Here is a 14,876-nt window from a genome sequence, read left to right as displayed (position 1 = left end):
TGTCATCGCCGGGCCATGCCGCCAAAGTCCCGCGCGATTTTACCGCACCCAAGGACTTCGCCATGCGCCGCCTCGCACTGTTGCTCGCCACTTCGCTTCTTGCCTCAACCACCGCGCTTGCGGCCCAGCCGGCCCCGACCCCACCGGTCCCGCCCGCCCCGCCACAGCCGGGACAGGCCGAGCCAATGACCGATCCCAATCCCGAAGGCATTCCGGCCGCGCCGGGCACCGCGGGCAAGAAGGACGACAAATGGGACGTCACCGCCCGCCACGGTCCGGGGCGCGAGGTCGCGATCAACACGAACCGCGGCACCTGGATGAGCCTCGACGTTTCGCCTGACGGGAGAGAAATCGCCTTCGACCTGCTCGGCGATATTTACGTCGTCCCGATCGATGGCGGCGAGGCACGGGCCATTTCCACCGGCCACGCCTGGGACATGCAGCCGCGCTATTCGCCCGACGGCGGCGAGATTGCTTTCACTTCCGACCGCGGTGCGGGCGACAACATCTGGACCATGCGCCGCGACGGCAGCGCGCCGCGCCAGATCACCAAGGAAAGCTTCCGCCTGCTCAACCAGGCCGACTGGAGCCCTGACGGCAACTTCATCGTCGCGCGCAAGCATTTCACCTCGGCGCGCTCGCTCGGCGCAGGGGAAATGTGGCTCTACCACAAGGCGGGGGGCGGCGCGGGCGTGCAGATGACCAAGGCGCGCACCAAACAGAAGGACAGCAACGAACCCGCCTTCTCGCCCGACGGACGCTATCTTTATTTTTCCGACGACGCGACGCCAGGCGACGTCTTCCAATACAGCAAGGACCCCAACGGCCAGATCTACGTCATCCAGCGCCTCGACCGGCAGACCGGCGAGATCGAGACCATCGTCAGCGGACCGGGGGGCGCGATCCGCCCTACCCCATCGCCGGACGGCAAGAGCTTGGCCTTCATCCGCCGCGTCCGCTACCAGTCAACGTTGATGGTGATGGACCTAGCGTCCGGCCGCATCACCCCGCTCACCGACATGCTCGACCGCGACATGCAGGAAACCTGGGCAGTCCATGGCGTCTATCCGGGCATGAGCTGGACGCCCGATGGCAAGTCGATCGTATTCTGGGCCAAGGGCGGCATTCACCGGATTGACATCGCCAGCCGCCAGGTGCGCGAGATCCCGTTCCGGGTCACCGGCACGCGCTGGGTCGAGGACGCCGTGCGACAACAAAAGGACATCGCCCCGGCAAGCTTCCGTACCAAGATGGTGCGCTTTGCCCAGAAAAGCCCCGACGGATCGCGCATCGTCTATGAAGCACTGGGCAACATCTGGGTCGCCAATGGCGACGGAGGCAACGCCCGCCGCCTGACCCGCGGAAGCGACTTCGAAAGCTATCCGACCTTCTCCCGCGATGGGCGCCAGGTCGCCTATGTCGCCTGGGACGACGACAAGGCCGGGCGGATCAAGGTGGTCGCGTCGAGTGGCGGCGAAGGGCGGATCGTCACGCCCGAACCCGGCCATTATGTCGAACCGGCCTTTTCGCCCGATGGGAGCCTGATCGCCTATCGCAAGACTCGCGACGGCTTCCTGACGACGCCGCTCTATGGTCGCGATCCCGGGATTTATGTCGTCCCGACGCGCGGCGGCACGCCAAAGCGCGTGACCAAGTCCGGCAGCCAGCCGATGTTCGGCGCCACCAGCGACCGCATCTTTTTCACGGCCAGCGGTGAAGAGGACAAGCGTCTGCTGAAGTCGGTGTCGGTGCAGGGGACGGAAGAGGTCACGCACCTCATTTCCCAAAATGCGACCGACTTCGCCCTGTCGCCCAATGAACAGTTCATCGCCTGGACCGAACGATACCAGGCCTATGTCATGCCGTTCGTCCGTTCCGGGCGGGCGATCGACATTGCGCCCGACGGCAAGGCGCTCCCGCAGTCGCAGGTCAGCGCCGACGCCGGCGACTGGCTGCACTGGTCGGGCGACGGCCGCAGCCTGTTCTGGAGCCAGGGGCCCAACCTTTACGGCCTCAATGTCGGGACCAGCGGCAGCTTCGCCGGCGGGAAGCAGGGCGCAGCGCCGCGTATTGCCGAGCTAGGGGTCACCGCTAAGCAGGTGAAACCCGCCGGCCTGCTGGCACTGACCGGCGCGCGGATCGTCACCATGAAGGGTGACGATGTCATCGAAAACGGCACCATCCTTGTCGATGGCGACCGGATCAGCGCGGTCGGGCCGGCCGCCGCTGTAAGCTATCCCGCCGGAACGCGCACGATCGACCTTGCCGGCAAGACCGTCCTTCCCGGCCTGATCGATGCGCACTGGCACGGATCAATGGGCAGCGACCTCATCATACCAAAGCAGAACTGGTTTCATGCCGCCGCGTTGGCCTATGGCGTGACCACGGTCCATGACCCATCGAACGACACGTTCGAAGTGTTCGCCGCGTCGGAATATCAGAAGGCGGGCAAGATCCTCGGGCCCCGCATCTTCTCGACCGGCACCATCCTTTACGGCGCGACCACGCCGATCACCGTCGAAGTCACTAGCCTGGAGGATGCTCGTTCCCACCTGCGCCGGCTGAAGGCCAATGGCGCCTGGTCGGTCAAAAGCTACAACCAGCCTCGCCGCGAGCAGCGGCAGATGGTGCTCCAGGCAGCGCGCGAATTGGGCATGGAAGTGGTCCCGGAAGGCGGATCGCTGTTCGAACATAATATGACGATGATCGCCGACGGCCACACGACGATTGAACATTCGCTGCCGGTCGCCAACATCTATGACGACGTCCTGCAATTCTGGCGTGGGTCGGGGACCGCCTATAATCCCACCCTGGTGGTCGCCTATGGCGGGGCGTTCGGTGAGAATTACTGGTACCAGCATACCGACGTGTGGAAGGAGCCCATCCTGATGCGCTGGGTCCCGCGCCCGCTGGTCGACAGCCGCGCGCGGCGTCCGGTCAAGAACCCTCCGGAAGAAGACAATCTGTTCGCCATTGCCGCGGTGGCCAAGCAGATTTCCGACCTTGGCGTGCCGGTGTCGGTCGGCGCGCATGGCCAACGCGAAGGGCTGGGCGCGCATTGGGACATCTGGACCTTTCAACGCGGCGGAATGACCAATCTTGAGGCATTGCGCACCGCGACCATCAACCCGGCCCGCGCGCTCGGCCTCGACAAGGATCTTGGCAGCCTTGAACCCGGCAAGCTCGCCGACCTCGTCGTCCTCGACGCCAATCCGCTGGAGAATATCCGCAATTCCACCAGCGTCACGATGACGATGGTCGGAGGCCGGCTACTCGATTCCTCCCTGCAACTGGTCGCCGGCGGCGAGGGCGGCTTCAAGCCCTTCTGGTTCCACGAGCAGGCCGGCGGCGCCTATACCGCGGGCACAACGGTCGGCCTGCCAAAGGATGCGCACGCCGACGATTGACAGCGCGCCTAATCAATGATGTGATATTGTTACATTGTTGAGGAGGGCGTGATGACGGATCGGCGTATCGGATCTCAAGGTCGAATTGCGGCGCTCGCCCTGACGCTCGGCGCGGCTGGCGCGGGGATGGCGCTGCTCCATGACCGCCCGGCATCGGCGCAGCAGCCCGGAACCGCTGATCCGCTCCGCGCCGGCGGCCAGCTCGCCTCCTTCCGATCCGATGCCGAATTTCTTGCCTTTCTTGCAAAACGGCGTGCGGCGCTTGCTCGGCAGCAGGCAGACAATCCTCCTCCGCCCCCGCCGCCTGCTTCTCCGCCGTCGATGGCCGCGCCCGCGCCCGTCGCCGCGCAGGAATCGGCCAAGGCCGACAGCATCGTGACCACCGGATCCCGGACCAGCGACAAGATCACCAATACGCAGGAAGCGGATGTCGACGAGGGAGGAATCGTCAAGAAGCGCGGCGACCTCCTCATCATCCTGCGCCGGGGACGGCTGTTCACCGTGTCGGTAGCGGGCGGGCGGATGCGCCCGATCGATTTCGCCAATGCATCTCCGCCGGGAATCAGTGGCGGCGGCGACTGGTATGATGAAATGCTGGTCAGCGGCGATCGCGTGATCGTGATCGGCTATAGCTATGCGCGCGGTGGCACAGAGGTGAACCGTTTCCGCCTTTCCCCCGACGGACGCCTGCGGTTCGAGGATGCCTATCACTTGCGCTCGAACGACTACTATTCGTCGCGCAACTACGCTTCGCGCCTGATCGGCAACCGGCTGGTCTATTACACCCCGCTTTATCTCGGCTGGGACGGCACCAGTCCGTTTGGCAGCTTCCCGGCGGTAAGCCGCTGGCAGGGTGGCAAGCCTGACTTTCGCCGCATCGCCGGTGCGCGCGATGTCTACGTCGTGTCGTCGATGCGCGACGATGCTGCGGTCCCGCTCGATACGCTGCACAGCGTTATCGACTGTGACCTCACGGCTCCAGTGATGAATTGCAACGCCACCGCGGTTCTCGGCCCCGCCAGCCGCACTTTCTATGTCAGTTCGACCGCCGTCTACTTGTGGGTCAGCGATGCGCGGCACCGGAACTCGGCGCGACGCGGAGTCGCGAACAGCTGGCTTTACCGCCTGCCCCTCAGCCGGATGGAACGTCCATCCGCGATTGGCGCCTGGGGGCAGCCGACCGACCAGTTCAGTTTCCGTGAAGACCGGCGGAGCGGGCTGATCGACGTACTGGTTCGTAACGACGGCGGCGGCGATGCGATGTGGAACTCGGAAAATGGCGCGGCCGGAGCGCGCTCCGGCGGGGTCGCACTGTTGTCGGTGCCGGTACGCTGGATGGGTGATGGTGGCCGCACGGTGCCGCTGTCGCGCTATCGCGAACTCCCGGCGGTCGGCGCGGACTCCTGGAATTTCCAGAACCGCTTCGTCGGCAATCATATCCTCTATGGCGGTCATGGCTATCGCCGCGGCCAGACATCGATGCTGGTTGCCGCGGGCCTGCGCGGCGGGCCGGTTGCCGAAATCCCACTGCCGCACGCGGTCGAACGGCTCGACCAGCTTGGCGAAGACGGCGCCGTGATCGGCAACGACCCGCGCGGCGGCCTTAACTTCACCGCGATCGACCTGCGCACGCCTTTGGCGCGGCGCGGCCACAGTTTCACCTTCCCCAATGCCCAGCAGGGGGAGAATCGCAGCCAGGCCTTTTTCTATCGTGCCGATACGCCCGATGGCGCGACCGGGCTGCTGGGACTGCCGATCACCACCCAGTTGCAATCGCAATATGCCCGCTTCCTCGGGTCGGGCTCGTCGATCCTGTTCCTTCGCCGGCAGGCCCGCCAGTTCGCGATGGCCGGCCGGCTCGATGCGGACCCCTATCGCGCGGTCGACGACGCTTGCCTTGCAAGTTGCGTCGACTGGTACGGCAACGCGCGCCCGATCTTCATCGGCAACCGTGTGTTCGCGCTGATGGGCTATGAATTGGTCGAAGGGCGACTGACCAACGGGTCTATCCACGAGGTCGGGCGCGCCAATTTCGCGCCGCCTGCCAGAGTGCCGCTGCAGCAGCGCTAGTTGCCCCCCGGCGTTGTCCGCACTAAGCGACGCGCGATGGCTGATAAATCCCACCCCCGCCCCAACCGGCCGGCGCTGGCGCTGCACGTGCCCGAGCCGCCGTTCCGGCCCGGCGACACGCCCGACTTCTCTTCGATCAAGGTTCCGGCCGCAGGCGAGGCTCCGCGCCCTGACATCGCGGCGGATGCGGAAGCGACCTTCCCGCTTTGCACCCACCTTGTCCGGGTGCTCGACGAGCAGGGCAGGGCCGTCGGTCCCTGGGATCCGAAGCTCGACGCCGACACGCTGCGCAAGATGCTGAAGGACATGAAGACGGTCCGTGTCTTCGACGACCGCATGTATCGTGCCCAGCGCCAGGGCAAGACCAGCTTCTACATGAAGTGCACCGGCGAAGAGGCGATTGCTATTGCTGCAGCCACGGCCATGGACCCGGAAGACATGCACTTCCCCACCTATCGCCAGCAGGGCCTGCTCGTCGCGCGCGGCTATCCGCTGGAAACAATGATGTGCCAGATTTATTCGAATCGGGGCGACCCGCTGCAAGGCCGACAGCTGCCGATCATGTATTCGGACAAGAAGCATGGCTTCTTCTCGATCTCGGGCAATCTTGGCACGCAATATCCGCAAGCGGTCGGCTGGGCGATGGCATCGGCGATCAAGGGCGACAGCCGGATCGCGATGGGCTGGATCGGCGACGGCGCTACAGCAGAAGGCGATTTCCATTCGGCGATGACCTTTGCCGCGGTCTACCAGGCGCCGGTGATCCTGGCGGTGGTCAACAACCAGTGGGCGATTTCCTCGTTCAGCGGCATTGCCGGCGCGGAGCAGGCCACCTTCGCCAGTCGCGCGGTCGGCTATGGCATCGCCGGACTTCGCGTTGACGGAAATGACGCGCTTGCGGTCTATGCAGCCGTCCAGTGGGCAAGCGAGCGGGCTCGGACCAACAATGGCCCGACGATGATCGAATTCTTCACCTACCGCGCCGAGGGCCATTCGACCTCCGACGATCCGACCGGCTATCGCGCGAAGGGCGAAGCCGAGGAGTGGCCTCTTGGCGATCCGATCGCCCGGCTGAAAGCGCACCTCGTGACGCTCGGCGAATGGGACGAGGAGCGTGACGCCGCGCTCGACAAGGAAATCGATACGACGGTCCGTGCCGCGCAGAAGGACGCGGAAAAGCTCGGCATCTTGCCGCAACAGGGCTTCGACGACATCCCGTCGATGTTCGAGGACGTCTATTCCGAAACCCCCTGGCACCTCGCCGAACAGCGCGACCAGGCGCTGGCCGAGGCCCGCGAATTTCTGGGACGCGACCCCGCATGACCACCCGTAACATGATCGAAGCGATCAACGACGCCCACCGCGTGATGATGGAGCGGGACGATAGCATCGTGGTGTTCGGCGAGGACGTTGGCTATTTCGGCGGCGTTTTCCGCGCCACCGGGGGCCTTCAGCAGCAATTCGGCAAGACCCGCTGTTTCGACGCCCCGATCAGCGAGGGCGGCATCGTCGGAACCGCCGTGGGCATGGCGGCCTATGGCCTGAAACCCGTAATCGAAATCCAGTTCGCGGACTATATCTATCCCGGCTACGACCAGATCGTCAGCGAGGTCGCCCGGATCCGCTATCGCACCGCGGGCGAGTGGACCATGCCGATGGTTATCCGCTCACCCTATGGCGGTGGCATATTCGGTGGCCAGACGCACAGCCAATCGCCCGAAGCGCTGTTCACCCATTGCGCCGGCCTCAAGGTCGTCATCCCGTCGAATCCGCATGACGCCAAGGGCCTGCTGATCGCGGCGATCGAAGACCCAGACCCGGTAATGTTCTTCGAGCCCAAGCGGATCTATAACGGGCCGTTCGATGGGCATCACGACCGGCCAGTCAGGCCTTGGTCAAAGCATGCGCTAAGCGACGTGCCCGACGGCCATTATTCGGTTTCGCTGGGCAAGGCCCAGGTCGTCCGCAAGGGCGAGGCACTGACAGTGCTGGCCTATGGCACGATGGTCCATGTCGCGTTGGCTGCGGTCGAGGACAATGGCGTCGACGCCGAGGTGATTGACCTGCGCACCCTCCTTCCCCTCGACATGGAAACGATCGAGGAAAGCGTGAAAAAGACCGGTCGTTGCCTGGTCGTCCAGGAAGCGACCAAGACGAGCGGCTTCGCGTCCGAACTGGCGACGCTGGTGCAGGAGCGCTGCTTCTACCATCTCGAAGCGCCCGTCGAGCGTGTCACCGGATGGGACACGCCTTACCCCCACGCCTATGAATGGGTCTATTTCCCCGGCCCCGTTCGCCTGAAAAACGCCCTCAAGAAGGTCCTCGCAGCATGAGCGTCTACCAGTTCAAGCTTCCCGACATCGGTGAAGGCATTGCCGAGGCAGAAATCGTCGCATGGCATGTCCAGGTCGGCGACCGGGTCGAAGAGGACCAGCAGCTGGCCGACATGATGACCGACAAGGCGACGGTCGAGATGGAAAGTCCGGTGGCCGGCGTGGTCAAGTCGCTGGCCGGCGAGGTCGGCGACCAGATCGCGATCGGTTCGGTGCTGGTTGAGATCGAGACCGACGGCGCCGATCCCGCCCCCGCCCCGTCGGAGAGCCGCAAGGAGCAGCCGCTGGCCGACGGCGCGGAAGATCCCACCCCGGCGCAGGAAGAAAAGATCCCGGTCACGGCGACCGGGGACGCGACTGAACCGGCCAGGGATCCTGCTCCGCAATCCAAGGCCGAACCTGCCCCGGCGCCGTCCACGCCGGCAACGCAGGGCAAGGTGCTGGCTTCCCCCGCCGTCCGGCAACGGGCGCGCGATCTAGGGATCGACCTTGGCGAAGTGCGGACCAGCGGCGATCGCGTGCGCCATGCCGATCTCGACGCCTACCTTCTCTATCATGGCGGGAGCGCGTCGGGCCGTAGCGCGGCGCCACGCGCCGACGAGACGATCAAGGTTGTCGGACTGCGCCGCAAGATTGCCGAGAATATGCAGGAAGCCAAGCGCCGAATCCCGCACTTCGCGCTGGTCGAACAATTTGATGTCACCGCGCTCGAGGAAGCGCGCGCGATGATGAACCGTGACCGCGGTTCGAACCCGAAGCTGACCCTTCTGCCTTTCCTCATCACGGCGATGACGAAAGCCATGGCAGACTGGCCGATGATCAACGCCACCTATGACGATGACGCCAATGTCGTCACGCGCCACGGCGCGGTGCACATGGGCGTTGCGACCCAAACCGACGGAGGCCTGATGGTCCCCGTTATCCGCAATGCGCAGCAGCTCAGCGTCTGGCAGCTTGCCCGGGAGATTGTCCGACTGAGCGAAGCCGCGCGGTCCGGCAAGGCGAGCCGCGAGGAACTGAGCGGACCGACCTTTACCATTTCCTCGCTCGGTCCAATGGGCGGGATCGCCTCGACTCCGGTGATCGCTCCGCCGCAGGTGGCAACCATCGCCGTCAACAAGCTCCAGGAAATCCCGGTTATCGTCGACGGCGAACTGGAGGCGCGCAAGGTGATGAACCTGTCGCTGTCGTGCGACCATCGTGTCGTCGACGGCTGGGACGCGGCAAGCTTCCTGCAGGCGCTGAAGGGGCTCCTCGAGAACCCCCTCAGGCTGCTGTCTCACTAGTCTCGCCGAAGGGCGAACCGACCTGGACCGGCAAAGGTCAGGTAGAGGAAGATGAAGCAGTAAAGGATTGCGGCGTCGCCCATATTGTTCACCGGCCAGAAGCCCTGCGGCGCATGACCGATGAAATAGGCGGCGGCCATGGTCCCCGACGCCAGAAAGGCGGCCGGCCGGGTGAACAGGCCGAGTGCAATCAGCGCGCCGGTGACTAGCTCGATCAGCCCGGCATAGGCGCCGGGATTGTCGAAGGCCCAGCCCGATCCGGCCCAATCGCCGCCCGGAAAGCCGAGGAATTTCTGGGTGCCATGCGCCAGGAACAGCAGCCCGCTCATGATCCGGACAATGCCGAGCATCAGCGGTTCGAATCGATCAAGCCTGCTGCCCAGGCTGCTTATGCCGACTTCGCGGTTCATGCTGCCAGCCTTTCCACTTCGGCCAGGCCGCTGGCGATTCCCGCCTCGCGCTGCACCGGCCCGACCGCAATGCCGTCGGCGTGGACGAACTCCGGCTCGATCCCCAGAAAGTTGAACATCGGCTTGAGATAGGCTTCGACATGTTCGAAGCTGTTGTCGGCATCGTAATAGCCGCCGCGCGACACGGCGACGATCACCCGCTTGTCGCCGGCCAGGCCCACGGGGCCCTCGTCCGTGTAGTGGAAGGTCTTGCCGGCCACCGCGATGCGGTCAATCCATGCCTTGAGCTGCGATGGAACCGCAAAATTATACATTGGCGCGCCGACGACAATGGTATCCGCATCTAGGAATTCGTCGAGCACGGCGGTGTCGGCGAAGGCCGCAAGCGTCAGGTGATCGAGCGGCTCATCGACCAGGTCGCGAGCGACGATGTTCGCTCCCGGGCTGGCGGCGCGGAGTTGCTCGACGATCGAGCGGGTAAGCACCCGGCTGACGCTATTGTCGCCGGTGATGCTGCTGTCGATTTGCAGGATGGTCATCATTTTGTCCTTGGTATTGATTTGTTACCGAGACACTTTAAATAACTACCGATGGCAACCGCACAAGAACGCAAAAATTTGTTCCTCAGTCACACCAATGTGACCGAACCCCATGAAGTCGGTTCCACCTGCCGCCGGGTTACTCCGGTGCTGAACCGGGTGGGCGACAAGTGGAGCATGCAGATCGTCATGCAGCTGGCCCATGGGCCGCGCCGCTTTTCGGAATTGAAACGCGCGCTCGATGGCGTGTCGCAGCGCATGCTGACGCTGTCGCTTCGTGCGCTCGAGCGCGACGGACTGATTAGCCGCGCGGTCACGCCGACTATTCCGCCGCGAGTAGATTATGAACTGACCGAGCTGGGTTTGTCGCTGCGCGAGCCGGTGAAGGCGCTGGGCGACTGGGCCAATGCCCATATCGACTGTATCCGTGCCGCCCAGCAACAATATGACGCGATCCAGGACAGTAAATGAATTGGCGCAGCCGGGTACGAGCGCTGAAGGCCGAAGTGCTGGCGCTGTGGATCGCGGCGCGTGATCCGCGCACTCCCCTGCCCGCGAAGCTTATTGCCGGTGCGGTCGCTGCCTATGCCCTCAGTCCGATCGACCTGATTCCCGATTTTATTCCAGTCCTGGGGCTCCTCGACGACCTGCTGATCGTGCCGGCCGGGATCTGGCTCGCCGTCCGGCTGATCCCCCCACCGCTGCTCGTCGAATTTCGCGCAAGGGGCGCCGAACTGGCCGAGCGGCCGGTGAGCCGTACCGCGGCCGCAGCGATCATCGCCATCTGGACCGGCCTGCTTGTGCTGCTCGGCTGGTTATGGCTGGGCTGAGCGGCTGAGCGCCCCTTGCCAGTTGCCGCCGACGCGCTAGGGCTTTGGCCATGCTAAAGCCTGCTTCCCCCGACATCGCTGCCCTGAAATCGCTCGACGATCGGCTGCGCTTCCTGTCGGCCTGGACCATCCACCATGCCAACCATGTTCGCGACAGCGCCGACGGGCTGAAGGTCGGGGGGCACCAGGCAAGCTGCGCGTCGATGACCGCGATCATGGCCGCGCTCTATTTCCATGCTCTGGGCCCCAACGACCGGGTCGCGGTAAAACCCCATGCCGGCCCAGTACTGCACGCAATCCATTACCTGCTGGGTTCGCAGACGCTCGATCAGCTGCAGAATTTTCGCGGCTTCGGCGGCATGCAAAGCTATCCCAGCCGAACCAAGGACCGGATCCCGGTAGATTTCTCCACTGGCTCGGTCGGACTGGGCGTCGCAATAACCGCATTCGGCTCGCTGGTGCAGGATTATCTCACCGCCCATGGGCTGATGGCGGAGGAAGACCGCGGCCGGTTCGTAGCGCTGATCGGCGATGCCGAACTCGACGAAGGCAATATCTACGAATGCCTGATTGAAGCGCACAAGCATGACATCCGCAATTGCTGGTGGATCGTCGATTATAACCGGCAGAGCCTCGACGCGACTTCGCAGGACCGGATGTTCGAACGGTTCGACGAGATTTTCCGCAGCTGCGGCTGGCGCACGGTCGAACTCCGCCACGGCAAGAAGTTGAAAGGGGCGCTGGCCGAACATCCGGCCCTTGCCGACTGGCTGGACGCGCTGCCCAACGCGGACCATTCGGCACTGCTCTACCAGGGCGGCAAGGCGTGGCGCGCGCGGATCGAGGCCGACCTCGGCAAAAAAGCGGCAGCGTTCCTCAAGGCCCATGACGATGATTCGCTTGCGGGGTTGATGAGCGACCTTGGCGGTCATTGCATGGATAGCCTCGTCGAAGCCTTCGACGCTGCGAGGGACGATGTGCCGACCCTGTTCGTCGCCTGGACGGTAAAAGGCTTCGGTCTGCCTTTCGCGGGACACAAGGACAATCACGCCGGGCTGATGAACCCGACCCAGGCCCATGCGCTGCGCGACGCGATGGGCGTGACGCCGGGCGAGGAATGGGAACCGCTCGCCGGACTTGGCGGCAATGCCCGCTCTGCCGTCGAGGCCGTTCTCGACCGCACTCGCATTACGAGGACCAAGCGCGACCGCAGCTTTGGCCAGCTCAGCGTCCCCGCAATCCCCGCTCCCCAAGGTGAGGAACAGTCGACCCAGGCGGCGTTCGGGCGAATTCTCCTCGACCTTGCAAAGTCGGGCCACCCGCTCGCCGACCGTATCGTCACCACCTCCCCCGACGTCACGGTTTCGACCAACCTCGGCGGTTTCGTGAACCAGCGCGGCCTGTTCAAGCGCCGCGACATGGCTGACGTTTTCGCAGCCGCAAAGATTCCTTCCGCGCAAAAATGGTCGGGGACAAACAAGGGCCAGCATATTGAATTGGGGATCGCCGAATCAAACCTCTTCCTGATGCTGGCCGCGCTCGGCATGTCGGGCGATCTGTTCGGCGAAAGGCTGGTTCCGATCGGGACGCTTTACGATCCGTTCATTGCCCGCGGCCTCGATAGCCTCAATTATGGCTGTTATCAGGACGCCCGCTTCCTTCTGGTGGCCACCCCCTCGGGCCTGACGCTGGGCCCCGAAGGCGGCGCACACCAGTCGATCAACCCGCCCTTGATCGCGCTCGGCCAGCCGGGCCTGCGTCACTATGAGCCCGCCTTCGCGGACGAACTGGCGGCGATGATGGAATTGGCCTTCCGCCTGATCGATGATCCGGCCGGCGAATCCACCTATTTGCGCCTGTCCACCCGTTCGCTGATCCAGACCGGCCGGACCGACGACATGTGGAAGGATGGCGCTCTGAAGGGCGGCTATTGGCTCAAGGAGCCGGGCACCGGTGCCGAGGCGGCGATCGTCGCCATGGGCGCTCTGATGCCCGAGGCGCTGGCGGCGTGGGAGGAACTGCGCGGCGATATCCCTGGCCTAGGCCTCCTCAGCGTCACCTCCCCCAACCTGCTGCACCGTGACTGGACAGCTGCGCAGGCGGCGCGCTGGTCTGGCCGCCGGAGACCGAGCCATGTCGAACAGCTGCTGTCCCGCATCAGGCCCGGCGCCGGCCTCGTCACCCTGTGTGATGCCGCCCCCGCTTCCTTGAGCTGGCTTGGCGGCGTACGCGGTAATCGCGTCGCCCCGCTGGGTGTCGACCGGTTCGGCCAGACCGGCAGCCTGCCCGAACTATATGCCGCCTACCGCCTTGACGGCGCCGCGATCACCGAGGGAATCGCCGAACTTCTGCTGCCGCAAACCGCTTCTTAAGCATCGCCGTCCTAGCCATCGCGGAATGGCCTGCCCGCCGACTCCACTTGACCGATTGCTCGCTGCCGAGCTCGATAATGCCCGCGATCTGCTGGTGGCGATGGGCGACGAACTGGCGATGAGCCCCGAGGTGGTTGCCGAGCATGGAGTCGCGCTGCAGGCGGTCGACATCGTCGGCCAGATGATCGGTCATATCGCCAACGTCGTCCGCGCCGAGGACCGAGCCCATGCTATCGAGCGGATCGGCATGTGCGAGCTTAAAGCCAAGCTCGGCGCCGCTTGAGGCCGGGCGGGACCTGCCCTAAGGCAAGGCCATGGCAGGACGCTATTTCGACGAATGGCAGGTCGGTGACATGGTCGCCCACCCGATCAGCCGCACGGTCACCGAAACCGACAATCTCCTCTTTTCGACACTGACCCACAATCCGCAGCCGCTGCACCTTGATGCAGGGGCGGCAAGGGCGAGCGAATTCGGGCAGATTCTCGTCAACAGCTGCTTCACCTTCAGCCTGGCGGTGGGCGTCTCGGTTGGTGAAACGACGCTCGGGACGCTGATCGCCAATCTGGGATTCGACGAGGTGAAATTTCCTAAGCCCGTGTTCATCGGCGACACGCTGCGCATCGAAAGCGAGGTCGTGGCGCTGCGCGAAAGCGCCTCGCGGTCGACCGCGGGCATCGTGACCTGGGAGCATCGGGCGGTGAACCAGCGCGACGAGACGGTTTGCTCGATGAAGCGATCCGCGCTGCTCCACAAGAAACCGGCATGATCCCGCAGGCGCCACCGCCGCGCAGCTGGCTGTTCGTCCCGGCCGACAGCAACAAGAAGGTGATGAAGGCCATCGGCAGCGAGGCCGACGCGGTCATCTTCGACCTCGAAGACAGCGTCGCACCGGCCCAAAAAGCACTGGCCCGCGAACTGCTTGGCCTTCTTCCGCAGCGGGGCGATGATGGTCCGCAGCGTTGGGTAAGGATCAACCCGATCGGCTGCGACGCGCATGACGAAGACCTTGCCGCGCTCGACGATTTCGACATTGACGGGATTGTTCTGCCCAAGGCCCAGAGCGGGGACGATGTCGCCGACCTTGCCGCCGCGCTTGCGCCGCGAAGCCTGCCGATCCACGCCATCGTCACCGAAACCGCGGCGTCGCTGTTCAGCCTGCTGAGCTATCGCGACTGCTCTCCGGTGCTGTTCGCCATGAGCTGGGGCGCCGAAGACCTCAGCGCGGCACTGGGCGCAAGCTCCAAATTCGGAGCCGATGGCGAGCTCGCCTTCACCTATCGGCTGGCCCGCTCACTGACCCTCGCCGGCGCGGTCGCAGCCGAAGTGCAGCCCGTCGACGGCGTGTTCGCCAACTTCCGCGACGAGGAGGGGCTGGTTGCCGAAGCCCGCGCCGCGGCAGCGGAAGGGTTCACCGGGAAGCTTGCCATCCATCCGGCGCAGGTCGGGCCGATCAACGCCGCATTCACCCCGTCATCCGACGAGATTGCCCATGCCCGGGCAATCGCCGACGCCTTTGCGGCACAGCCTAGCGCGGGCGTGCTGTCGATCGACGGAAAGATGGTAGACCGTCCGCACCTCCTGCAGGCGAAAAGACTGTTGATGAGGGTCCGATAGACAAAAACGAGGAG

General features: G+C 64.7%; 13 protein-coding genes. 11 read left to right on the top strand and 2 right to left on the bottom strand.

Going from position 1 to position 14,876, the window contains the following annotated elements:
- Nucleotides 1-62: 62 nt before the first annotated feature.
- From FMM02_RS07920 to FMM02_RS07900, 5 genes are read left to right on the top strand one after another with little or no spacing between them, the layout of a single operon-like run.
- Nucleotides 63-3,407, top strand: coding sequence for an amidohydrolase family protein (locus FMM02_RS07920; protein WP_222703807.1), 3,345 nt, complete (start codon nt 63-65; stop codon nt 3,405-3,407).
- 51 nt (nt 3,408-3,458) lie between these two features.
- Nucleotides 3,459-5,477, top strand: coding sequence for a beta-propeller domain-containing protein (locus FMM02_RS07915; protein ID WP_147494337.1), 2,019 nt, complete (start codon nt 3,459-3,461; stop codon nt 5,475-5,477).
- A 36-nt stretch (nt 5,478-5,513) separates the two neighbouring features.
- Entirely contained in the window at nt 5,514-6,800 is a 1,287-nt protein-coding gene (locus FMM02_RS07910; protein WP_147494336.1) for a 3-methyl-2-oxobutanoate dehydrogenase (2-methylpropanoyl-transferring) subunit alpha, read from the top strand.
- Nucleotides 6,797-7,810 carry an alpha-ketoacid dehydrogenase subunit beta gene (locus FMM02_RS07905; protein ID WP_147494335.1) on the top strand — a complete coding sequence of 338 codons (1,014 nt, stop codon included), beginning with the start codon at nt 6,797-6,799 and terminating at the stop codon, nt 7,808-7,810. Before FMM02_RS07910 ends, FMM02_RS07905 begins: the two co-directional genes overlap by 4 nt.
- Complete coding sequence (locus FMM02_RS07900) at nt 7,807-9,096, top strand: dihydrolipoamide acetyltransferase family protein (RefSeq protein ID WP_147494334.1); 1,290 nt, start codon at nt 7,807-7,809, stop codon at nt 9,094-9,096. Before FMM02_RS07905 ends, FMM02_RS07900 begins: the two co-directional genes overlap by 4 nt.
- Here FMM02_RS07900 and FMM02_RS07895 read toward each other — a convergent pair.
- Both FMM02_RS07895 and FMM02_RS07890 read right to left on the bottom strand, forming a co-directional pair.
- Nucleotides 9,093-9,506 carry a DoxX family protein gene (locus tag FMM02_RS07895; RefSeq protein WP_147494333.1) on the bottom strand — a complete coding sequence of 138 codons (414 nt, stop codon included), beginning with the start codon at nt 9,504-9,506 and terminating at the stop codon, nt 9,093-9,095. The two genes, FMM02_RS07900 and FMM02_RS07895, sit on opposite strands and share 4 nt — an antisense overlap.
- Nucleotides 9,503-10,048, bottom strand: coding sequence for an FMN-dependent NADH-azoreductase (locus FMM02_RS07890; protein WP_246104749.1), 546 nt, complete (start codon nt 10,046-10,048; stop codon nt 9,503-9,505). The genes FMM02_RS07895 and FMM02_RS07890 overlap by 4 nt, the downstream gene beginning before the upstream one ends.
- 48 nt (nt 10,049-10,096) lie before the next feature.
- On the opposite strand from FMM02_RS07890, the gene FMM02_RS07885 reads away from it, so the two are divergent.
- From FMM02_RS07885 to FMM02_RS07860, 6 genes are read left to right on the top strand one after another with little or no spacing between them, the layout of a single operon-like run.
- On the top strand, nt 10,097-10,516 hold the full coding sequence (locus FMM02_RS07885; RefSeq protein ID WP_147494332.1) for a winged helix-turn-helix transcriptional regulator: 420 nt from the start codon (nt 10,097-10,099) through the stop codon (nt 10,514-10,516).
- Nucleotides 10,513-10,875: a YkvA family protein gene (locus tag FMM02_RS07880; protein ID WP_147494331.1), complete on the top strand. Its 363-nt coding sequence runs from the start codon at nt 10,513-10,515 to the stop codon at nt 10,873-10,875. The genes FMM02_RS07885 and FMM02_RS07880 overlap by 4 nt, the downstream gene beginning before the upstream one ends.
- 50 nt (nt 10,876-10,925) lie before the next feature.
- Nucleotides 10,926-13,247, top strand: coding sequence for a transketolase (locus FMM02_RS07875; RefSeq protein ID WP_147494330.1), 2,322 nt, complete (start codon nt 10,926-10,928; stop codon nt 13,245-13,247).
- Nucleotides 13,248-13,272: 25 nt separating this feature from the next.
- Entirely contained in the window at nt 13,273-13,530 is a 258-nt protein-coding gene (locus FMM02_RS07870; RefSeq protein ID WP_187107735.1) for a hypothetical protein, read from the top strand.
- 31 nt (nt 13,531-13,561) lie between these two features.
- Nucleotides 13,562-14,014, top strand: a complete 453-nt coding sequence (locus tag FMM02_RS07865; protein ID WP_147494328.1) for a MaoC family dehydratase — start codon at nt 13,562-13,564, stop codon at nt 14,012-14,014.
- Complete coding sequence (locus FMM02_RS07860; protein ID WP_147494327.1) at nt 14,011-14,862, top strand: HpcH/HpaI aldolase/citrate lyase family protein; 852 nt, start codon at nt 14,011-14,013, stop codon at nt 14,860-14,862. Before FMM02_RS07865 ends, FMM02_RS07860 begins: the two co-directional genes overlap by 4 nt.
- Nucleotides 14,863-14,876: the final 14 nt, after the last annotated feature.

This window comes from Sphingomonas xanthus (assembly GCF_007998985.1).
GTDB lineage: Bacteria > Pseudomonadota > Alphaproteobacteria > Sphingomonadales > Sphingomonadaceae > Sphingomicrobium > Sphingomicrobium xanthum.
This window is presented reverse-complemented; position numbering and strand designations above follow the sequence as displayed.